This window comes from Streptomyces sp. NPDC058257 (assembly GCF_042881845.1).
In the GTDB taxonomy this organism is placed as follows: Bacteria; Actinomycetota; Actinomycetes; order Streptomycetales; family Streptomycetaceae; genus Streptomyces.
On the sequence record NZ_JBHVXJ010000004.1, the window covers coordinates 328594 to 350048 of the forward strand.

Sequence of the window (21455 nt, forward strand, 5' to 3'; positions counted from 1 at the left end):
GCGCACACCCGATCTGATGTACCGTCAGATTCATGCCAACTCCCCTTCCTCCAGGCCCTTCCGCGGCGCCGGCCGGTGCGGTCGCGTCGACGAAGCTCCCGCGAAACGGCCCGCGGAGCCACCCGCGCAAGGTGGCCGTGGTCGGCATATCCCTCTCCGACTGCGGCCGCGTGGACGAGGCCACCCCCTACGCCCTGCACGCCCAGGCCGCCCGCCGCGCCCTCGCCGACTCGGGCCTCGGCCGCGAGGTCATCGACGGCGTCGCGTCCGCGGGCCTCGGCACGCTCGCCCCGGTCGAGGTCGCCGAGTACCTGGGCCTGAGGCCACGCTGGGTCGACTCCACCTCCGTCGGCGGCTCCACCTGGGAGGTCATGGCGGCCCACGCGGTGGACGCGATCGCCGCCGGGCGCGCCAACGCCGTACTCCTCGTGTACGGCTCGACGGCCAGGGCGGACATCAAGGCGAAACGGCGCACATCGAACCTCTCCTTCGGCGCGCGCGGCCCCCTTCAGTTCGAGGTCCCGTACGGCCACTCCCTGATCTCCAAGTACGCGATGGCCGCGCGCCGCCACATGCACGAGTACGGCACGACGCTCGAACAGCTCGCCTCCGTGGCGGTCCAGGCACGGGCGAACGCCGCGACCAACCCCGACGCGATGTACCGCGACCCGATCACCGCCGACGAGGTCCTGGACGGCCCGATGATCGCGGACCCGTTCACCAAACTGCACTGCTGCATACGTTCCGACGGCGGATGCGCGGTGCTCCTCGCGGCGCAGGAGTACGTGGCCGACTGCGCGTCGACGCCGGTCTGGGTGCTCGGCACCGGCGAGCACGTCTCGCACACGACGATGTCGGAGTGGGAGGACTTCACGGTCTCCCCGGCGGCGGTGAGCGGGCGCCTGGCGTTCGAGCGGGCGGGAGTGCGCCCCGCGGACGTCGACGTGGCGGAGATCTACGACGCCTTCACCTACATGACCCTGGTGACCCTTGAGGACCTGGGTTTCTGCGCGAAGGGCGAGGGCGGCGCGTTCGTGGAGAAGGGCCGCCTGCTGCGGGAGGGCGAACTGCCCACGAACACGGACGGCGGCGGCCTCTCCGCCCAGCACCCGGGAATGCGCGGCCTGTTCCTGCTCGTGGAGGCGGTACGGCAACTGCGCGGCGACGCGGGCGAAGGACGCCAGGTGCGGAAGGCGGGAGGAAGGCTGCCGGAGGTGGCGGTGGCGTCCGGTACGGGCGGGTGGTTCTGCTCGTCGGGGACAGTGGTGCTCGGGCGGGGCTGAGGAGGCCTCAGCCTGACGCGCCGACCCCTCCCGTAGATTCGCCGGATGGACGACTCCGACACCAGGCCCGATGACACCACCCACGGCCGCGCCCTCCTGCGCTCCCTCCGCGTCTGGGACACCGAACTTCCCGCCTTCGACCCGGCGACCGCCCCCGCGGGGCCGCTGCCCCTGTTCTGGCAGTGGTTCGTGGACGTGGCCGAGGCGGGTCAGGTGGAGCCGCACACCATGACCCTGGCGACGGCGGACGAGTCGGGCCACCCGGACCTGCGGACGCTGATGCTGCACGACGCGGACGCCTCCGGCTGGCACTTCGGCTCGCACTCGGGCAGCGCGAAGGGCCGCCAGCTCGCGGCGCGCCCCGAGGCCGCGCTCGGGTTCTACTGGCCCGTGCAGGGCCGCCAGATCCGGGTGCGCGGCCGGGTGACGACGGCGAGCGCCACCGAGAGCCGCGCCGATCTCGCACGCCGTTCGCCCGGGGCACTGGCGTCGGCACTGGTCGGCAGACAGAGCGAAGTGCTGCCGTCGTACGGGGACCTGGTGGCCGCGAGCCAGGCCGCCTGGGAGCACGCGCAGGCGGAGCCGGACGCCCCGGCGCCGAGCTGGACGCTGTACGTACTCGAACCGTCGGAGGTCGAGTTCTTCCAGGGGGAAGCGCGGCGCCGGCACGTGCGGCTGCGGTACCGGCGGGGTACGGACGAGAACTGGGTCAAGGAGCTGCTGTGGCCGTGAGGATCACGCCGCGGAACTCTCGCCATAGCTCGCGGCGTGGAACTCTCGCCATAGAGCTCGCGGCGTGGAACTCACGCCGTAGAGCCCACGCCGTAGAACTCTCGCCATAGAGCCCACGCCGTAGAGCCCACGCAGTACCGCTTCACGCCATAGAACTCACGGCGTGAAGCGGTACTGCGTGAAGTCCCGCACCGGGCTGTAGCCGATCCGCAGGTAGAGCCCGGTGCTCGTGAGGTTGGCCAGGTCGGCGAAGAGCAGCACCTCGTCCGCCCCGTCGGCCAGCGCGGCACGGCTGACCTCGACGGTCGCGGCTCCCGCGTAGCCACGGCCGCGGAGCGCGGCGGGGGTGTAGACGGGGGCCACCCGGACCTGGCCCGCGATGCGGCGCGTGCGGCCGGCCATGGCGGCGGGGGTGCCGTCGGGGGTCTCCCAGAGGGTGATGCCTCCGTAGGCGATGCGGGCATCGGCCCACGCAGCGGAGCCGATGATCCTGCTCTCCCCCATGGCTTCCCCGAACTCCCGGTGCCAGCGCATCAGCAGCTCCCGGTCCGCCTCGGTGGCGACGCGCGCGGCACCCTCGGGGGCAGGCTCGGGCGGGGTGAGGGTGCCCAGGCGGTACAGCCGGTCACGGTAGGCGACTTCGGCGGTGACCCCCGTGCGCCGCTCCCACGCCCGCGCGAACGCCTCCGCGGTCTCCCGCTCGCCTCCGACGCCGGGCAGCTTCTCGCCCGCGTCGCAGAGCAGCGCGGCGAGGTCGTCGGCGGCCGTCTCGTCGGCCAGGGGGCTCAGCGAGAGCCGGTGCGGCGGGGTCCACAGGAAGACGCCCTCCACGGCGCCGTCGGCTCCGGTGCGGATACCAAAGCGGGGCGCGTCGTCCCCGTACGCATGGAGCCCTCTCGTGCGCAGATTGTCGGAGGCGCTGAGCAGCACGGTGTGCGTGGTGGGGTCGGAGCGCAGGAAGTCCCCGGCTCGGGCGAGGAATTGATCGAGGCCGGAGGTCAACTGCCAGCTGCCGTGCGCGTCTGAGGAGGCCATGGATCATGATCCCTCGCCTCTCGTGCTCCGCGAAAGCGGATTACGAAGCCCGCGGGGAAACTCGCCGGGAAGCCCGCCGGAACACCGGCACCGTCACGCCCGCCCCCTCCGCCTCCTCCCCCACCTCGCGGAACGCGACCTCAAGCGCCATCCCGATCCGCAGACCGTTCCGCGGCCCGTCCTCCTCGGAGCCGACGATCTCCGTCATCATGCGCGGCCCCTCGGCGAGGTCGACGACCGCGGCGACGTACGGGACGCGGGAGCCGAACGGCGGCAGGTCGTTCCGGTGCACGACGGACCAGGTGTAGAGCGTGGCGCGACCGCTCGCCCGCTCCCAGCCGCCTTCCTCGCTCCAGCAGTACGGGCAGAACTCGCGCGGATAGTGGTGCGCCTCGCCGCACCCGCCGCAGCGCCGGATCAGGAGGTGCCCCTCCGCGGCCGCGTCCCAGTAGGGGCGGGTGAAGGCGTCGGGCTCGGGAAGGTCGGAGCGCGGGTTCACAGGTCGAGCCGGATCGTGTCCATGCGGCGGTCTCTCCCGTTCCGGATGAGGGTTTCTGACGGTACGTCAGTTCAGCGCACGCCCGCCCTTTGCGCAAGAGGCGTACGCAAGAGGCCGTACGCCGCGTGAGCCCTGCGACGTGCGATGGAGCCCACGGACGTACGGCTCGCCGCGTACACCCGTGATCAATTCGCAACCGGTTTGGGGCTTGACCGTCCCCCATCAAGTGACCGCGTGATTACTCTCAGATTCATGGCCGACACCATTCCCCCACAGACGCCACAGCAAGATCGCCCCGTGTACGTCGTCGGCGGCGGACCCGGCGGGCTCTCCGTGGCGGCCGCCCTGCGCGCCCGAGGCGTACGCGCGGTCGTGCTCGAGAAGTCCGACCGCGTCGGCGCCTCCTGGCGCACGCACTACGACCGCCTGCGCCTGCACACGACACGACGTCTCTCCGCACTGCCGGGGCTCGCGATACCGCGCGCCTTCGGACGCTGGGTGTCACGTGACAACGTCATCCGCTACCTGGAGAAGTACACCGAGTTCCACCAGCTGGAGATCGTCACCGGCGTCGAGGTCTCCCGCCTCGAGCGCGCGGCCGACGGCGAGGGCTGGCTCCTGCACGCCACCGGCGGCCGGGAGCTGACCGGCAGCGCGGTCGTGATCGCCACCGGGTACAACCACACCCCCCACCTGCCCGACTGGCCCGGCCGCGACACGTACACGGGCGACCTCGTGCACGCGAGCGCCTACCGCGCCCCGCACCCCTACCAGGGCAAGGACGTCCTGGTCGTGGGCGCGGGCAACACCGGCGCCGAGATCGCCGTCGACCTCGCCGAGGGCGGCGCCGCCCGCGTGCGACTCGCCGTGCGCACCGCACCGCACATCGTCCGCCGCTCCACGGCGGGGTGGCCCGCCCAGCGCACGGGCATCCTGTGCCGCAGGCTGCCCGTCTCGCTCGTCGACCGCCTCGCGGGCCCGATCGCGAAGGTGAGCGTCCCCGACCTGTCCGCGCGGGGGCTCCCCCGCCCCGGCACCGGCCTGTACTCCCGCGTCAAGGAGGGCGCGATCCCGGTACAGGACGTGGGCCTGATCGACGCGGTGCGCGGGGGCCGGGTCGAACCGGTCGCGGCCGTCGAGTCCTTCGAGGGCGGCAAGATCACGCTCGCCGACGGCACGCTGATCGCTCCCGAGGCGGTCGTCGCGGCCACGGGCTACCGGCGCGCCCTTGAGCCGCTCGTCGGAGACCTCGGCGTACTCGACAAGAAGGGCACCCCGCTCGTCCGCGGCGCCCGCACCTCGAAGTCGGCCCCCGGCCTCTTCTTCACCGGGTTCACCAACCCCATCAGCGGCATGCTGCGGGAAATGGCCCTGGACGCCGAGAAGATCGCGAAGGCGGTGTCCAGAGCGCTCTGACGCGACGGCCCGCTCCCCCTCCCCCCGGGCGGCTCCCCCGCCGCCCCTCCCCCCGGGCGGCTCCCCCGCCGCCCCTCCCCGATGGCTTGAACCCCCCGCCCCGGTGGCCTCGGCCGCCGGGGCGGGGTAGCGCTCGCGTGCACATGGGTACGGGTGAGGCAGCGTGCCGGTACGGGCGACAAGGGTGTTACGGGTGGTACGGGCAGTTCCCGCTTCAGGCTTTTGCGTGCAGCACTGTTCCTGACACAGCGTCAGTTCAGTAATCTGACTATGCGTCAGTTGAGTTGCTGTCACACAGGAGCGGGGCGGACCGATGCTTGGATCGACTTACGGCACCTTCACCACCGACCCCCGCCGCGCGCGTGTCGTGGCCTGCGGCGAAACCCCGGCACCCGCCGTCCACGGACAGACCGCCACGGCGGACGACCTGGACGTCGGCGGACGGCCTCTGCACGCCGACGTGCCGGATCTGGACCGGTTCTTCCGGCCCGAGTCCGTCGCCGTCATCGGCGCGTCCGACGCCGAGGGCCGTCCGAACACCGGCATCACCCGTCAGCTCATGGACTGGGCCGAGCGGGGCGGCGCCCGGCTGCATCCGGTGCACCCCACACGTCAGTCCGTCTTCGGCACCCCCTGCTTCCCCTCCGTCGCAGACCTGCCGGAACAGGTCGACCTGGCCGTACTCCTCGTCAGTGATCCCCTTCCCGTCATCGAGGAACTCGCCGAGTCCAAGGTGAAGTTCGCGGTCGCCTTCGCCTCCGGGTTCGCCGAGACCGGCGAGGAGGGCGCGGCCGCACAGGCCCGTCTGTCCGCCGCCGTGGAGCGCTCGGGCATCCGTCTCCTGGGGCCCAACACCAATCTCAACGCCTTCGAGAAGTTCCGCGACGACCTCGAAGGACCGGCGATCGCCCTGATCACCCAGTCCGGCCACCAGGGCCGCCCCGTCTTCACGATGCAGGAGATCGGCGTACGCCTCTCGCACTGGGCGCCCACCGGCAACGAAGCCGACCTGGAGACCGCCGACTTCATCTCCTACTTCGCCGAACGCCCCGAGGTCGGAGCCATCGCCTGTTACGTCGAGGGCCTCAAGGACGGCCGCTCCTTCCTGCTCGCCGCCGACCGCGCCGCCCGGCAGGGCGTGCCCGTCGTCGCGGTCAAGGTCGGCCGCACCGAGACCGGCGCCCGCACGGCCGCCTCACATACCGGCAAACTCACCGGCGCCGACGTGGTCGTCGACGCGGCCATGCGGCAGTTCGGCGTGATCCGCGTGGACGGGCTCGACGAACTCCAGGACACGGCCGCCCTGTTGGCCAGGGCGCGGACTCCGCGGGCCGAAGGCGTCGTCGTGTATTCGATCTCGGGCGGCACGGGCGCGCACTTCTCGGACCTGGCGACCGAGGCGGGGCTGCGGCTTCCCGCCCTCTCCGACGCCAAGCAGACGGAGCTGCACCAGTGGATACCGGACTACTTGAACGTCGCCAACCCCGTCGACAACGGGGGGCACCCGGTGGGCGACTGGCGCGGCCGGAAGATCATCGACGCGATCCTGGACGATCCGGAGGTGGGGGTGCTGATCTGCCCCATCACCGGGCCCTTTCCGCCCATGAGCGACAAGCTGGCGCAGGACCTGGTGGACGCGGCGGAGCAGACGGACAAGCTGGTGTGCGTGGTGTGGGGCTCGCCCGTCGGAACCGAGGAGGCCTACCGCACGACACTGCTCGGCTCGTCGCGCGTCGCCACCTTCCGCACCTTCGCCAACTGCATCACGGCGGTGCGCGCCTATCTGGACCACCACCGGTTCACGACCCGCTACCGCTCCCCCTTCGCCGACGCGCCGCGCACGGCCTCCCCCTCCTTCCGCAAGGCCCAGGCCCTGATGCGGCCCGGTCAGCAGCTGAGCGAGCACGCGGCGAAGCAGTTGCTGCGCGCGTACGGGATTCGCGTGCCGCGCGAGCAGTTGGTGACCAGTGCGGCGGCCGCTGTGCGGGCGGCGGGGCTCGTCGGCTACCCGGTGGTGATGAAGGCGTCCGGGGCGCACCTCGCCCACAAGAGCGAACTCGGCCTGGTGAAGGTCGGTTTGACCTCGGCGAGTCAGGTGCGCGACGCCTATCGGGAACTGACCGACATCGCCCGCTACGAAGGGATCGCGCTGGACGGCGTCCTTGTCTGCCAGATGGTGGAGCGGGGCGTCGAGATGGTCGTGGGCGTGACGCACGACGATCTTTTCGGTCCGACGGTGACCGTCGGGCTCGGGGGTGTCCTCGTCGAGGTCCTGCGGGACGTGGCCGTGCGGGTGCCGCCCTTCGCTGAGGACCAGGCGCTCGCGATGCTCTCCGAGCTGCGCGGGAGGCCGCTCCTGGACGGGGTCCGTGGCGCGCCGCCGGCCGACGTCGACGCCCTCGTCGAGGTGGTGCTTCGGGTGCAGCGGATGGCTCTTGAACTTGGCGACGAGCTGGCTGAGCTGGATATCAACCCCCTGATGGTGTTGCCGCGGGGGCAGGGCGCGGTCGCGCTCGATGCCCTGGCCGTCTGCCGGTGAGTGTCGCGGCGGACCGCCGCCCGACAGCGGACGTCTCCCGAGAACCCACCTGACCGTCCCACGCCCGATCACCCCGCACACGATTCGGAGCCACTCCCCCATGTCGGACACCCCCCTCGACTCATTGGTACTCCACGCCACTGACAACGGCGTCTCCTGGATCACCCTCAACCGCCCCGAAGCCATGAACGCCGTCACCTGGGACCAGCGCGAACGCGTCATCTCGCTGCTCGCCGAAGCCTCCGCGGACCCCGGTGTCCGCGCGGTCGTGATCACCGCGACCGGCAAGGGATTCTGCGCGGGAGCCGATCTGCGCGGTGCGCCGAGCAGTGCCGAGCGGGTGCCCGGTGACGTGGCCCGCACGATCAAGTCGGGCGCCCAGCGCCTCGTCTCCGCCGTCCTGGACTGCGAGAAGCCGGTGATCGCCGCCGTGAACGGGACCGCGGCCGGGATCGGCGCACACCTCGCCTTCGCCTGCGATCTCGTCATCGCGTCGGAACAGGCCAAGTTCATCGAGGTGTTCGTGCGCAGGGGCCTGGTGCCGGACGGCGGCGGGGCCTATCTGCTGCCCCGCCTCATCGGACCGCAGCGGGCCAAGGAGCTGATGTTCTTCGGGGACTCCGTGCCGGCCGCGGACGCCGAACGGCTCGGGCTCGTCAACCGCGTCGTACCCGCCGGTGAGCTGGAGAAGACGGCCCGCGCCTGGGCGGAGCGCCTCGCGGGCGGGCCGACCCGCGCCATCGCCATGACCAAGCAACTGGTCAACGCGTCCCTCGAATCGGACCGGGCGACGGCCTTCGCGGCGGAGGCCGCGGCGCAGGAGATCAACATGACGACGGCGGACGCGAACGAGGGCGTGGCCAGCTTCGTGGAACGCCGTTCACCTTCGTACGAGGGCCGTTGAGCCCTGCGGTTCGTGGCTCATGATTCGGGGCTCATGATTCGGGGCTCATGGCTCGTGGTTCGGGGCTCATGGCTCGGGCTCATGATTCCGGCTCATGATTCGGGGCTCATGATTCGGGGTCCGGTGCGTAGTTCATGGTTCGTACGGCTCCGGACCCTTCCAATCTGACGAACCGTCAGCTTCAATGAGTGATGTGATGGGACATGCGGGAATGGCGGCCACCGCCGTCCGATACCTCAGGTCGGTCGGAGCGCCGACCACCACAGGGCCGGTCGAGGCCCTTCCGCGCCCGCGGCTGCGGGCGGTCGGCGACGACGAGCGGGCACCGCTCGACGCGCGTGAGTTCCGGCGCGTACTGGGGAACTTCGCGACCGGCGTGACCGTGGTGACAGCACCGGCGTCCGAAGGCGAACCGGCCCCGGCCGGATTCGCCTGTCAGTCCTTCTCCGCGCTCTCCCTCGACCCGCCCCTGGTCTCCTTCATGGTCGCGCGTACGTCGACGACATGGCCGCGCATAGCCCGCGCGGGCGTCTTCTGCGTCAACGTCCTCGGCGCCGGCCAGGGCGCGCTCTGCCGCGGCTTCGCGGTGAGCGGCGCCGACAAGTTCGCCGGCGTGGTGTACGACTCCGCGCCCGTCACCGGCTCCCCCCGCCTGGCCGGCGTACCGGCCTGGATCGACTGCACGATCCAGGCGGTGCACACCGGGGGCGACCACCTGATCGTGGTCGGCCGCGTGGACGCCCTCGGCGCCACCGACGACGGCGAACCGCTCCTGTTCCACCGGGGCACGTTCGGCACATTCGGCACGCTCGACCGGCCCGGCACGTCCGCTACGTGAGCGCGGCGGACCGCGCGGCGGTCTCCTCGTCGCCGACCCGCCGCCGGATGACCAGGGCCATCAGCGCCGCCGCCGCGCACAGCGCGCCCGAGGCGATCCACATCACGTCGTACGACCCGAAGGAGTCCCGCACGACACCGCCGATGACGGCCACGAGCGCGGCACCCACCTGGTGCGAGGCGAGCACCCAGCCGAAGACGATGGCGCTGTCGTCGCCGTACTGCTCGCGGCAGAGGGCCAGGGTCGGCGGCACGGTCGCCACCCAGTCGAGGCCGTAGAAGACGATGAAGAAGATCATCGGCGGGTGCACCGTCGCATCGAGCAGCAGCGGCAGGAAGAGCAGCGAGATGCCGCGCAGCGCGTAGTACACGGCGAGCAGCCGCCGCGCGTCGAAGCGGTCCGTGAACCAGCCGGACGCGATCGTGCCCACGACGTCGAAGACGCCGATGACGGCGAGGAGCGACGCGGCCGCCGTGATCGGCATGCCGTGGTCGTGCGCGGCGGGCACGAAGTGCGTCTGGATCAGGCCGTTCGTCGAGGCACCGCAGATGGCGAAGGTCCCGGCGAGCAGCCAGAACGGTCCGGTGCGGGCCGCCTTGAACAGCACGTTGACCGCACGCCGGGCGGCCCCCGTGACGGGTGGGGGCTTCTCCACGAACTCCTCGGCCCCGTACGGCTTCAGGCCCACGTCCGCGGGGTGGTCGCGCAGCAGCAGCCAGACGAACGGGACGACGGCGAGCGCGGCCAGGGCGACGGTCACCGCGGCGGGCCGCCACTCATGGGCCTCCACGAGCCAGGAGAGCAGCGGCAGGAAGATCAGCTGGCCGGAGGCGGAGGCCGCCGTCAGGATGCCGGTGACGAGCCCGCGCCGCGTGGTGAACCACCGGTTGGTGACGGTGGCGGCGAAGGCCAGCGCCATCGATCCCGAGCCGAGGCCGACGAGCAGCCCCCAGCACAGCAGCAGCTGCCAGGCGGACTGCATCCAGACGGTCAGCCCCGAACCGAGCGCGATCACGACAAGAGCGACCGCCACCACCCTCCGGATGCCGAAGCGGTCCATCAGGGCGGCGGCGAACGGCGCGGTGAGCCCGTACAGCGCGAGATTGATGGAGACCGCGAGGCCGATCGTCCCGCGCGACCAGTGGAACTCGTCGTGCAGCGGGTCGATGAGCAGGCCCGGCAGGGACCGGAAGGCCGCGGCGCCGATGATCGTCACGAAGGTCACTGCGGCGACGAACCACGCCCGGTGGATACGACGACGCCGCCCCGGCGCCTCCATGTGCGGCCCCGGCACCTCCGTGGGCGGCCCCGGCACCTCCATGGGCGGCCCCGGCACCTCCGTGGGCGGCTCGACCGGCTGATTCAAGTCTGTCTGGGTCACGACAACCAGCATCCGGGTACCCCCACCCCCGAACGAGTGGCCCGAAGGACAGCATTAGTTAGAATCGGGCCATGGCCTCATCGACCGGCACCACGACCGCCGCGACCGCCACCGCCGCAACCACCACCACCGCCCCCCGTCACCGCGTGGTGGTCCTTGCCATGGACGGCGTCATCCCCTTCGAGTTCGGCATCCCGCAGCGGATCTTCGGCCGCGCGAGGACCGCCGACGGCGAGTACCTCTACGAGGTCGTGACCGCCTCCGTCCGCCCTCCGGGCCCGGTGCGCACGGACGCCGACTTCGCGATCCTCGTGGAGAACGGCCCGGAGTGCCTGGCGACGGCCGACACGGTCGTGATCCCGGCGTCGTACGAACTCGGTCCGGTCTACGAGGAAGGCCGCCTGAGCGACGAACTGGCCTCGGCGCTCGCCCACATCACACCGGGCACGCGCCTGATCTCCATCTGCACGGGCGGCTACGTGCTGGCTGCCGCGGGCTATCTCGACGGGCGCACCGCGACGACGCACTGGTCGTCGGCGGAGCACTTCCAGCGCCTTTTCCCCCGGATCACGGTGGACGCGGAGGTGCTGTTCATCGACGACGGGGACGTCCTCACATCGGCGGGTGTGGCGGCGGGCCTCGACCTCTGCCTCCATGTCGTGCGCAGCGACCACGGAGCGGCGGTCGCGAACGATGTCGCCCGCCGTACGGTGGTGCCTCCGCACCGGGACGGCGGCCAGGCCCAGTACATCCAACGCCCCGTCCCGGAGCCCTCGTTCGCCACCACGACCTCCGCGCGGGCCTGGGCCCTCGCCCGCCTCCACGAGCCGATACAGCTGCGCGACATGGCCGACCAGGAATCCATGTCCGTACGCACCTTCACGCGCAGGTTCCGCGAGGAGGTGGGGATCAGCCCCGGCCAGTGGCTGTCGCAGCAGCGGGTCGAACGTGCGCGGCACCTCCTGGAGTCCAGCGACCTGTCCGTCGACCAGGTCGCCCGGGACGCGGGCTTCGGTACGCCCCAGTCCATGCGACAGCACTTGCAGGCGGCCCTGGGGGTAACCCCCACCGCATACCGCCGCACATTCGCCCAACGGTCCTCACGCTGACCCCGCGCCCCCGCCCCGGCTCCGGCGGCCCCCGCCCCGCCCCCGGCGAGACCCCTCAGAACGTCAGTACTCCCCGCGCCACCCGCCCCGCCTCCGCGTCCCCCACCGCCTTGGCGAAGTCCTCCACCGGGTATGTCTCCGTCACCAGTTCGTCAAGGAGCAGCCGCCCCTCCCGGTACAGCTCCGCGTAGAGCGCGAAGTCCCTCTGCGGGCGCGCCGACCCGTAACGGCAGCCCAGGATCGACTTGTCCAGGAACAGCGACGACACCAGGAACGACGCCTGTGCCGTCGCCGCCGGAACTCCCAGAAGCACCGCCTGCCCATGCCGGTCCAGCAGGTCGATCGCCTGCCGGATCAGCTCGACCCGGCCCACGCACTCAAACGCGTGGTCGGCCCCCGTCGGCAGGATCTCCCTGACCGCGTCCCCCTCCGCCGACGACAAGAAGTGCGTCGCCCCGAACTGCCGCGCCACGCCTTCCTTCCCGGGGTTCGAGTCGACGGCCACGATCCGCGTCGCCCCGGCGATCCTCGCCCCCTGCAGCACATTCAGACCGATGCCCCCGGTCCCGATCACCACCACGCTGTCCCCGCGATCCACCTTCGCGCGGTTGAGGACAGCGCCGACCCCCGTCACCACCCCGCACCCGATCAACGCCGCCGACGTCAGCGGAATGTCCTGCGGGATCTTCACGGCCTGCACGGCCTTCACCACGGTGCGTTCCGCGAACGCGGAGTTCGCCGCGAACTGATAGATCGGCTCACCGCCCCGCGAGAACGGCCGGTCCGGCATCCCGATCGCGCGCCGGCACATCGTCGGCCGCCCCCGATTGCACTCCCCGCAGGCCCCGCAGCTGGCAATGGTCGAGAGCGCCACGTGATCGCCGATCCCCACATGCGTCACCCCCGCACCGACCGCCTCCACCACCCCCGCCCCTTCGTGCCCGAGCACCACCGGCGAAGGGAAGGGAATGGTCCCGTCGATCACGGACAGATCGCTGTGGCAGAGACCCGCGGCCTTGACGCCGACCAGCACCTCCCCCGGACCCGGATCCCGTATCTCAAGGTCGTCGACGACCTCGACCCCGTTCCCTCCGCTCCCCCCGTCCCTGCTCCCCTCGGCCCTGCTCCTGTCGAAAACGACACCCCTCATCGCGCCTCCCTCGGCAGGCCGAGCACGCGCTCGGCGATGATGTTCCGCTGAATCTCGTCCGAGCCGCCGTAGACCGTGTCGGCCCGTGTGAAGAGGAAGAGCCGCTGGAGGGCGTCGAGTTCGTACGGAGTGCTCTCGCTCCAGTCCGCGGGCCCGACGGCAGCCGCGGCCCCCCGCACCCCCATGGCCAGCTCCCCAAGCCGCTGATGCCACCCGCCCCACAGCAGCTTGGCCACACTGGGCGCACCCGGGCCGCCACCATCCGCGTCACCGCCCCCGGAGCCCGAACTGCCCAACGTACGCAGCGCGTTCCACCGCATGACCCGCAACTCCGCCCACTGCCGCACAAGCCGGTCCCGCAGTACGGGATCCTCTGCTGCCCCGCTGTCGACGGCCTCCCGGACCACGCTCTCCAGCTCCTGCGCGAACCCGATCTGCTGGACGAGCGTGGAGACCCCCCGCTCGAATCCCAGCAGCCCCATGGCCACCCGCCACCCGTTCCCGGCACCGCCCACCACATGCGAGGCACGCGCGATCGCCCCGTCGAAGAAGACCTCGTTGAACTCGCTCGTCCCCGTCAGCTGCCGTATGGGCCGCACCTCGATACGTCCGGGCTGGTCCATCGGCACCAACAGGAACGAAATCCCCCGGTGCCCACGAGATCCCTCCTCCGTCCGCGCGAGCACGAAGCACCAGTCCGCCTCATGGGCGAGCGAAGTCCAGATCTTCTGCCCGGTGACGCGGTACGCGTCACCGTCCCGCACCGCCACCGTCCGCAGCCCCGCCAGGTCCGACCCGGCGCCCGGCTCGCTGTACCCCTGGCACCACAGCGCCTCCCCGCGCGCGATGGGCGGCAGGAACTCGTCCCGCTGCTCCCGCGTCCCGTGGGCGATGAGCGTCGGCGCAAGCAGGTTCTCACCGATATGGCCATGGCGCCCGGGAGCCCGCGCCCGCGCGTACTCCTCGGCCCAGACAACCTGCTGGGTCAACGAGGCCCGACGATTCCCGTACGCACCCGAGCCCGAGCCCGAGCCCGAGCCCACACCCCCACCTGGTCCCGCACCCGCGCCCGCCTCCGCTCCCCACCCGAGCCCGATCCATCCACCCCGCCCCAACTCCCGCTCCCAAGCCCGCCGTTCCGCCACCCCCTCGTGCTCACTCCCCGGCCCGCCCCGCCCGACCGCGCCCGCGAACACCCCCGTCAGATGCTCGTCGAGCCAGGCCCGTGCCTCCGCGCGGAACTCCTCGTCCTCGGGCCCGAATCCGAACTCCACCGCCCGGCCCCGGCCTACGCGTTCGGCCGGTCTTTGGCGGCGGCGGCCTTCGCCATCGTCTCCAGCCGGGCCAGCATCGGCATCGGATCGACCCCCACCGTCCCCGGCAGGAAGTCAGCGATCTTCTCCGGGGTCCAGCCGCCCTCGACATACCCGGCCCGCAGCTCACGCGGCTGCGCCCACACGGCGATCTTCGGTCCGGCGACCGTGTAGACCTGCCCGGTGATCTTCTCCTCCCGGGCCCGGTCGCTCAGCAGATACGTGACCAACGCGGCCACGTCCTCCGGCTCCCCGATCTCCGTCAGCTCCATGGGGACGTTGGCGGACATCCGGGTCCTGGCGACCGGCGCGACCGCGTTGGCGCTCACCCCGTACTTGTTCAGGCCGAGCGCCGCGCTGCGCACAAGCGAGATGATCCCGCCCTTGGCCGCGCTGTAGTTGGCCTGTGCGACCGACCCCTGGTGGTTGCCGCTGGTGAAGCCGATGAGCGTGCCCGTCCCCTGCTTCCGCATGACCGCCGACGCGGCCCGGAAGACGGTGAACGTGCCCTTCAGGTGCGTGGCGATCACCGGGTCCCACTCCTGCTCGGACATGTTGAAGAGCATCCGCTCGCGCAGGATCCCGGCGACGCACACCACGCCGTCGATGCGCCCGTACTCGGCGAGCGCGATGTCCACGATCCGCTGACCGCCCGCCATGGTCGAGATGTCGTCGGCGGCGGCGACGGCCTCGCCGCCCGCCGCCTGGATCTCCTTGACCACGCCGTCGGCTATCTCACTGGCCGGTTCGGCGCCCTCCATGGAGACGCCGTAGTCGTTCACGACGACCTTCGCGCCCTCGGCTGCGGCGGCGAGCGCGACCGCCCTGCCGATGCCGCGCCCGGCACCGGTCACGGCCACCACCTTGCCTGCCAAGAAGTTCCCCACGTCCGGCCCCTTCCCGCGGTTTCTGACGGACCGTTAGATTCTATGACCCGTCAGACACCAGAAGACAAGCCCCGGGGAGGACCCATGTCAGACTCGGCACCCTCAGACTCGGCATCCACAGGCGCCACGAACCCGCCCCTGCCACCCGAGTTCCACGACATCGCCAAACGCGTCAACAACTGGGGCCGTTGGGGATCCGAGGACGAGATCGGCACCCTCAACCTCATCACCGACGAGGTCGTACGCGAGGCCGCCGCCACCATTCGCTCCGGCAGGCGCGTTCCGCTCGCGCTCGCCCTCAAGGAGGACGGCGTCCAGACCGGACTGATACGCGGCCGGATCAACCCCCTCCACACGATGGTGCAGATCAACCAGGAGCTCTTCGGCCCCGGCACGGTCGCCACCAGCGACGACGCGGTCACGATGGGGCTGCAGACGGCCACCCACTGGGACGCCCTCACCCACGCGTCACACTCGGGAAAGATCTACAACGGCCGCCCCGCGGACACCATCACCGCCCACACCGGCGCCCGGTTCAGCGGCATCGACAAGGTGCCGCACCTCGTCTCACGCGGCGTCCTGCTCGACGTCGCCCGCGCCAAAGGCGTCGACCGGCTGCCCGGCGATCACGCGGTCACCCCCGAAGACCTGGCCGAGGCCGAGGAGTTCGCGGGGCTCACGGTCCGCGCCGGCGACATCGTCCTCGTACGCACGGGTCAGATCCAGACCTATCTGGCGGGCGACAAGCACGCGTACGGATATCCGTCCCCCGGCCTCTCGGTCCACACCCCGGAGTGGTTCCACGCACGGGATGTCGCGGCGGTCGCCAACGACACCCTCACCTTCGAGATCTTCCCGCCCGAGATCGAGAACCTCTGGCTGCCCGTGCACGCGCTCGACCTGGTCGAGATGGGGATGCTGCAGGGCCAGAACTGGAATCTGGAAAAGTTGTCCACAGCCTGTGCAGAAGTTTCCCGCTACAGCTTCCTGCTCTCCGCGATGCCCGAGCCGTTCATCGGCGGCACGGGAACGCCCGTGGCCCCGGTCGCGGTGTTGTGAGCCCTGCCGCACCGGCCCGTGAGCCCGCCGCCCGCGAGCCCGCCCGGTGAGCCTTCGGATGGCGGCGCCCCGGCTCCCGCCCGAGCGCGTTGCCGCACGCGCCGCCATCCGGCTCCGGCGCACAGGTCCTGCCTTCTCCGGCCACGAAGGGACCGGCGCCGACGGCGACCCACATCTCGTCAAGGGCCGGGCCACAGACACCGTCCCTCGACGTCCCCTCGCGGCGAATCGCTGCACACAAGCGTGACCAATCGGACACGGTACGTCAACGCCCGCCCGGCGATTAGTGAATTATGCCGCTTTTATCCCGGCCGCGCACGGCCGCGCATCGTGGCACCCGGCGGCGCATGCGGGCGCCCGGCCCCGGCATACGGACATCCGGAGCCGACATGCGGGGCTCAGACGGCCTCGTACGCGACGTCCTCGTAGTCCTCGTAGTCCTCATAGGTCGTCCCGTCGAACGCGACCGGCTCGACGCCCGGCTCACACCGGTCCACCTCGCACCAGATGCTCTTGCCCGCGCCTTCGGCCTGCCAGCCCCAGCGGTCGGCGAGGCCTTCGACGAGTTCGAGGCCACGGCCGTTGGTCGCGTCGCCGTCCGCGTGCCGCGGCGCCGGCGGGTGCGCGCTGGCGTCGGCGACCTCGACCCGGACCGTCCCGGTCCCGGGGCCCGCCTGTGCGGACCCCGCGCTCCCCGCCGCCCCCGCGGCTTCCTCGGCGGCGTCAGGGGCGTCTGGTAGTCGCATGCGCAGTACGGCAGGACAGCCCGTATGCACGACCGCGTTGGTGACCAACTCCGAGATCAGCAGGATCAACGTCTCGGCAAGCGGCTCGTCGACCCCTATTCCGGAACAGGCGAGCCGCGAACGCGCCCACCTGCGGGCCCGCCCCACCTCCGCGGGGTCGGGCCTGACCTCCAGCTGAACATGAAGCACCTGCACCGCTCACACCATCCGAACCGGCGGACACATCGCCTCGCGACTCCAAAGGGTCACGGAACGTGATTCCCTTGAGAGACAGCATGGTTGACGTTCAGTCACCCCAACAAGCGCTTCAGGCATATACCAGCGCGAAGGAGTACGCGTGCGGCATACTGTGCGACGCGCGCTGCGGGGGGTCGAACAGGCGGGCATATATCCCTTTCCTGCACTGCGAGCGGTGCGCATTGCCAGGTCCGGCGCCGCCTCGGGGGCAGCACCGGCATGGCTCGACCTCAGAACCACTCGCATCTCACACAAGGTACCGGAGCGGAAGCCCGACTCCATGCCGTGACGAGTCACGCGTAGGACACAACCCGATATCGACGCTCCGTAGCCTCCCCCCACTTGGGGGACTCCACAAGTCGATCACTCTTCGCACAGAGGCACCTCGGGCCTCACAGCGCCGCCGCGAGCTCCTCCTCCGCCCGGGCCGCCGCCTGTCCGAGGCCCGCCCGCACCCAGGCCCGCTTGAGATGCAGATGCACATCGGCTTCCCAGGTGAACCCCATACCGCCGTGCACCTGAAGACAGTCCCGCGCGCCCCGCACCGCCGCCTCGTCGGCGAGCAGCTTGGCCGCCGCGATCTCCAGTACGTCTCCGGTGACGGCCGCGGCATAGACGGCGGCACGGGCGACCTCGACGCGGACCAGCATCTGCGCGCAGAGGTGCTTGACGGCCTGGAATGCCCCGATGGCCTGCCCGAATTGCGTACGTTCCCGGGCGTATCGGACAGCCGTCTCGCAGGTCTTCGCCGCACTGCCCAACTGTTCGGCGGCGATCAGCAGATCCGCCTCGGCCCCCGTGTTCCCCTCCCCTCCGCCACCGGGCACCCGGTGCAGCGGTGTCAGCGGGTCGACGGAGCGCAGCGGAACGGCGCCGGAGGCATCCCCCCGCACCACGTCCGCCTCATCCAGCCAGGGCACGAGCCCGCCGCCGAGCCCGCCGGACACGGCCGTCACCACGGTCACCCCCCGCGCCGCCCCCGCGACATCCCGCGCCGCGAGGAACGTGGCCACCAGCGGCCCGGGAAGCAGCGCCCGCCCCGCCTCCTCGAAGGCCAACACGGCCTCCGGAAGCCCGAGTCCGACCCCGCCCTCCTCCTCCGGCACCCGCAGCGAGAAGAACCCGGCGTCCCCGAGCTCCCGCCAGAGAGCCCGGTCGAGCGAGGGAACCCGCGAGGAGTCCGCGGCGGCCCGCAGAACACCCGCGCCGAACCGCCCCTCCAGGATCTCCCGCATCCCGCCCCTCAACGCCAGTTGATCATCCGAGAGTTGGAAGTCCATACGGCTCCTCACCGCCCCTTGGGGAGGCCGAGTATCCGCTCGGCCACGATGTTCTGCTGGATCTGCGAGGTACCGGCGGCGATCGTGTACGAGAGGGAGGAGAGCCGGTCCAGGGTCCACTCGTGGCCCAGGTCGAGCGCGCCGGGGCCAAGTACCTCGCCCGCGGCCTCGTACAGCTCCTGGCGCGCGTGCGAGTACCGCAGCTTGAAGACGGACCCGCCCACCCCCGGCACACCGCCCCCCGCCCGCTGCGACTCGCTGACGTTCCACTGCGTGAGCCGCCACAGCGCCCCGAACTCCGCGCTCAGCCTGCCGAGCCTGCGGCGCAGGACCGCGTCGTCCCAGCGCCCGTTCTTGCGGGCCTCGCGGGCGAGGTCGCCCAGGACGCGGCGGCAGGCGACGACCTCCCCCACGAAGGCCGTCCCGCGCTCGTACGACAGCGTCACCATCGTCACGCGCCAGCCGTCGTTCTCCGCGCCGACCCTGTTGGCGACGGGCACCCGCACCTCGTCGAGGAACACCTCGGCGAACTCGGCCGAACCCGAGAGCGTGCGCAGCGGCCGGACCGTGATCCCGGGGGCGTCCATCGGCATCGCGAGCCAGGAGATGCCGCGGTGCTTGGGCACGTCCTCGCTCACCGGTGTCGTACGCACGAGGAGCTCGCACCAGTCGGCGACCTCCGCGTGCGAGGTCCAGATCTTGGAACCGCTCACCACGTAGTCGTCGCCGTCCCGCCACGCGCGCGTGCGCAGTGAGGCGAGGTCCGAGCCCGCGTCCGGCTCACTGAATCCCTGGCACCACACCTCGTCGCCGCGCAGCACGGGCGGCAGCCACCGGGCCCGCTGCTCCGGCGTCCCTTCGGACGCGATGGTCGGACCCGCGTGCAGCAGCCCCACGAAGCCCGCGCCCACGTAGGGCGCGCCCGCCTTCTCCGTCTCCTCCAGGAAGATGAGGTGCTGGGTGGGGGTGGCCCCACGGCCGCCCGCGTCGACGGGCCAGTGCAGGCCCGCGTACCCGGCGTCGTACAGCCTGCGCTGCCACCCCATGTCGTACGCGCGCCGCCCCGGCCAGTCCAACGGGTCGGGGCGGGCGGGTAGTTGGGGGAGCGTCCTGGCCAGCCACTCGCGCAGTCCGGCCCGGAAGGATTCCTCCTCCTCGGTGTACGTGAGGTCCACGTCAGGCCCGCCTGTCCGTCATGGTGTCTCCTCCGGCCGCCCGTCCAGTCCCACCGGGCCATCTGATGGCCCGTCAGATGGCAGGCTAGCTCCGCACCCCTGGACCGACAAGGCGGTGAGCCTTACGCTCTCGGCACGATCTGACTGGCCGTCAGCTCTCTGTCTCTCATCCCGCTGGACTCCGGCCGCGAGGGGATCACATGAAGGCCTCAGGGAACGCAGTCGACGAGACCGCGCACGCACTCGGCGCCTCCCGCACCCTCTGGGAGCTCATCGAACGCCGCGCCGCTCTCACGCCCGACGCCCCCGTCCTGATCCAGGCGTCCGCGGGCCGGGCCGACCCCTCCGACGACCGGCGCCTGACCTTCGGCGAGCTGCGCGACCGGTGCGAACGCGTGGCAGCCGGGCTCCACGAAATGGGCGTACGCCCCGGCACCGTCGTGGCCTGGCAGCTGCCCACCCGCATCGAGACCGCCCTGCTCTCCTTCGCTCTCGCCCGTATCGGCGCGGTGCAGTCGCCGGTCATCCCCTTCTACCGCGACCGCGAAGTCGGTTTCGCACTCAGGGAGTCGAAGGCCGAGTTCTTCGCCGTGCCGGGGATGTGGCGCGGCTTCGACCACACGGAGATGGCACGGCGGCTCGGCGCGCGAGGCGTCTTCGAGGCGTACGCGTACGAGGACCTGCCGGACGGCGACCCCTCCGTACTGCCGCCGCCGCCCTCCGACGGCACGTCGGTGCGCTGGATCTACTGGACCTCGGGCACGACGTCCGACCCCAAGGGCGTGCTGCACACGGACCGTTCGCTGATAGCGGGCGGCTCGTGTCTCGCGCACGCGCTGCACCTGTCGGCGGACGACGTCGGCTCGATGGCGTTCCCCTTCGCGCACATCGCGGGCCCGGACTACACGGTGATGCTGCTCCTGTACGGCTTCCCCGCGGTCATGTTCGAGTACTTCGCGCTGCCGGACGCGCTCGACGGCTACCGGCGGCACGGCGTGACGGTGGCGGGCGGATCGACGGCGTTCTACTCGATGTTCCTCGCCGAGCAGCGCAAGCTCGTGGAGCGGCGGGGAAGCGGGGAGCAACCGGGGCTCGCGCCGGGCGAGAAGGTCATCCCGACCCTGCGTCTCCTCGCGGGCGGCGGGGCGCCGAAGCCGCCGGAGATCTATCACGCGGTCGTACGGGAGATGGGCTGTCAGCTCACCCACGGCTACGGCATGACCGAGGTGCCGATGATCACCATGGGTGCGCCCGACGACACCGCGGAGAACCTGGCGACGACGGAGGGGCTGCCGCCGCCGGGGATGGAGATCCGGGTCACGGACGCCGAGGGCAAGGAGGTGCCGGCCGGTGTCGACGGCGAGGTGCGGCTGCGCGGGGAGGCCGTCTGCCAGGGGTATGTGGACCCCGAGCAGAGCGCGGGGGTCTTCGACGCGGACGGCTTCCTGATCACGGGGGACCTGGGGCACGTACGGGCGACGGGGCACCTCGTCCTGACCGGCCGGGCCAAGGACATCATCATCCGCAAGGGCGAGAACATCTCCGCGAAGGAGATCGAGGACCTGCTCCACCGGCATCCGGCCGTGCAGGACGCGGCGGTCATCGGCCTCCCGGACCCCGAACGGGGGGAACGGGTCTGCGCGGTGGTCGAGCAGCGTTCGGCGGACGGCCGGCGGTCGGCGGGCGACCGGGTCCCCGCCCTGACCCTGGAGTCGGTGACGGCGTATCTGCGCGGGGAGGGGCTCTCCACGTACAAGCTGCCGGAGCAACTGGAGCTGGTGGAGGCCCTTCCCCGTAACGAGACGTTGCGCAAGGTGCTCAAGTACAAGCTGCGGGAGCGGTTCGCGCGGAGCTGACAGAGCAGGCCGGTCC

18 protein-coding genes are annotated in these 21455 nt (G+C 71.5%); 9 read left to right on the top strand and 9 right to left on the bottom strand.

Translation table 11 applies throughout. From position 1 onward, the window contains the following. Positions 1 to 32 precede the first annotated feature (32 nt). Positions 33 to 1283: an acetyl-CoA acetyltransferase gene (locus ACFVXC_RS13915; RefSeq protein ID WP_389904971.1), complete on the top strand. Its 1251-nt coding sequence runs from the start codon at positions 33 to 35 to the stop codon at positions 1281 to 1283. A 45-nt stretch (positions 1284 to 1328) separates the two neighbouring features. Next, positions 1329 to 2015, top strand: coding sequence for a pyridoxal 5'-phosphate synthase (locus ACFVXC_RS13920; RefSeq protein ID WP_389904974.1), 687 nt, complete (start codon positions 1329 to 1331; stop codon positions 2013 to 2015). Between the two features lie 156 nt (positions 2016 to 2171). Here the strand turns inward: ACFVXC_RS13920 and ACFVXC_RS13925 are convergent, their stop codons facing one another. Beyond that, positions 2172 to 3050: a GNAT family N-acetyltransferase gene (locus ACFVXC_RS13925; protein WP_389904976.1), complete on the bottom strand. Its 879-nt coding sequence runs from the start codon at positions 3048 to 3050 to the stop codon at positions 2172 to 2174. Between the two features lie 40 nt (positions 3051 to 3090). Then, positions 3091 to 3549 (bottom strand): Zn-ribbon domain-containing OB-fold protein, encoded by a 459-nt coding sequence (locus tag ACFVXC_RS13930; protein ID WP_389904979.1) that lies wholly within the window; start codon positions 3547 to 3549, stop codon positions 3091 to 3093. 252 nt (positions 3550 to 3801) lie between these two features. On the opposite strand from ACFVXC_RS13930, the gene ACFVXC_RS13935 reads away from it, so the two are divergent. The 4 genes from ACFVXC_RS13935 (at position 3802) to ACFVXC_RS13950 (ending at position 9246) form a co-directional block, all read left to right on the top strand. Then, positions 3802 to 4965 (top strand): flavin-containing monooxygenase, encoded by a 1164-nt coding sequence (locus ACFVXC_RS13935; protein WP_389904981.1) that lies wholly within the window; start codon positions 3802 to 3804, stop codon positions 4963 to 4965. Positions 4966 to 5278: 313 nt separating this feature from the next. Further along, positions 5279 to 7504 carry an acetate--CoA ligase family protein gene (locus ACFVXC_RS13940; protein ID WP_389904984.1) on the top strand — a complete coding sequence of 742 codons (2226 nt, stop codon included), beginning with the start codon at positions 5279 to 5281 and terminating at the stop codon, positions 7502 to 7504. 100 nt (positions 7505 to 7604) lie between these two features. After that, positions 7605 to 8408, top strand: a complete 804-nt coding sequence (locus tag ACFVXC_RS13945) for an enoyl-CoA hydratase/isomerase family protein (RefSeq protein ID WP_389904986.1) — start codon at positions 7605 to 7607, stop codon at positions 8406 to 8408. Between the two features lie 211 nt (positions 8409 to 8619). Further along, on the top strand, positions 8620 to 9246 hold the full coding sequence (locus tag ACFVXC_RS13950; protein ID WP_389905303.1) for a flavin reductase family protein: 627 nt from the start codon (positions 8620 to 8622) through the stop codon (positions 9244 to 9246). Here the strand turns inward: ACFVXC_RS13950 and ACFVXC_RS13955 are convergent. Next, positions 9239 to 10567, bottom strand: coding sequence for an MFS transporter (locus tag ACFVXC_RS13955; RefSeq protein ID WP_389905305.1), 1329 nt, complete (start codon positions 10565 to 10567; stop codon positions 9239 to 9241). The two genes, ACFVXC_RS13950 and ACFVXC_RS13955, sit on opposite strands and share 8 nt — an antisense overlap. Before the next feature lie 131 nt (positions 10568 to 10698). Here ACFVXC_RS13955 and ACFVXC_RS13960 point away from each other — a divergent pair, with 131 nt between their 5' ends. Then, positions 10699 to 11736 carry a GlxA family transcriptional regulator gene (locus tag ACFVXC_RS13960; protein ID WP_389904988.1) on the top strand — a complete coding sequence of 346 codons (1038 nt, stop codon included), beginning with the start codon at positions 10699 to 10701 and terminating at the stop codon, positions 11734 to 11736. 55 nt (positions 11737 to 11791) lie between these two features. On the opposite strand, the gene ACFVXC_RS13965 is transcribed toward ACFVXC_RS13960, so the two are convergent. The 3 genes from ACFVXC_RS13965 to ACFVXC_RS13975 are packed head-to-tail and all read right to left on the bottom strand — an operon-like array spanning position 11792 to position 15086. Beyond that, complete coding sequence (locus ACFVXC_RS13965; protein WP_389904990.1) at positions 11792 to 12886, bottom strand: Zn-dependent alcohol dehydrogenase; 1095 nt, start codon at positions 12884 to 12886, stop codon at positions 11792 to 11794. Next, positions 12883 to 14160 carry an acyl-CoA dehydrogenase family protein gene (locus ACFVXC_RS13970; RefSeq protein ID WP_389904993.1) on the bottom strand — a complete coding sequence of 426 codons (1278 nt, stop codon included), beginning with the start codon at positions 14158 to 14160 and terminating at the stop codon, positions 12883 to 12885. Before ACFVXC_RS13970 ends, ACFVXC_RS13965 begins: the two co-directional genes overlap by 4 nt. A gap of 14 nt (positions 14161 to 14174) precedes the next feature. Continuing rightward, the gene (locus ACFVXC_RS13975) at positions 14175 to 15086 is read right to left on the bottom strand and encodes an SDR family NAD(P)-dependent oxidoreductase (RefSeq protein ID WP_389904994.1); all 912 of its coding nucleotides are present in this window, start codon (positions 15084 to 15086) and stop codon (positions 14175 to 14177) included. A gap of 84 nt (positions 15087 to 15170) precedes the next feature. Between ACFVXC_RS13975 and ACFVXC_RS13980 the strand changes: the two genes are divergently transcribed. Next, the gene (locus ACFVXC_RS13980) at positions 15171 to 16145 is read left to right on the top strand and encodes a cyclase family protein (RefSeq protein WP_389904996.1); all 975 of its coding nucleotides are present in this window, start codon (positions 15171 to 15173) and stop codon (positions 16143 to 16145) included. 398 nt (positions 16146 to 16543) lie between these two features. Here the strand turns inward: ACFVXC_RS13980 and ACFVXC_RS13985 are convergent, their stop codons facing one another. The 3 genes from ACFVXC_RS13985 to ACFVXC_RS13995 form a co-directional block, all read right to left on the bottom strand. Further along, positions 16544 to 17086 (bottom strand): ATP-binding protein, encoded by a 543-nt coding sequence (locus ACFVXC_RS13985; RefSeq protein WP_389904999.1) that lies wholly within the window; start codon positions 17084 to 17086, stop codon positions 16544 to 16546. A gap of 434 nt (positions 17087 to 17520) precedes the next feature. After that, entirely contained in the window at positions 17521 to 18408 is an 888-nt protein-coding gene (locus ACFVXC_RS13990) for an acyl-CoA dehydrogenase family protein (protein ID WP_389905002.1), read from the bottom strand. Positions 18409 to 18416: 8 nt separating this feature from the next. Further along, the gene (locus tag ACFVXC_RS13995) at positions 18417 to 19583 is read right to left on the bottom strand and encodes an acyl-CoA dehydrogenase family protein (RefSeq protein WP_389905005.1); all 1167 of its coding nucleotides are present in this window, start codon (positions 19581 to 19583) and stop codon (positions 18417 to 18419) included. A gap of 200 nt (positions 19584 to 19783) precedes the next feature. On the opposite strand from ACFVXC_RS13995, the gene ACFVXC_RS14000 reads away from it, so the two are divergent. Then, positions 19784 to 21439, top strand: a complete 1656-nt coding sequence (locus ACFVXC_RS14000; protein WP_389905007.1) for a class I adenylate-forming enzyme family protein — start codon at positions 19784 to 19786, stop codon at positions 21437 to 21439. The last annotated feature ends 16 nt before the right edge of the window (positions 21440 to 21455 follow it).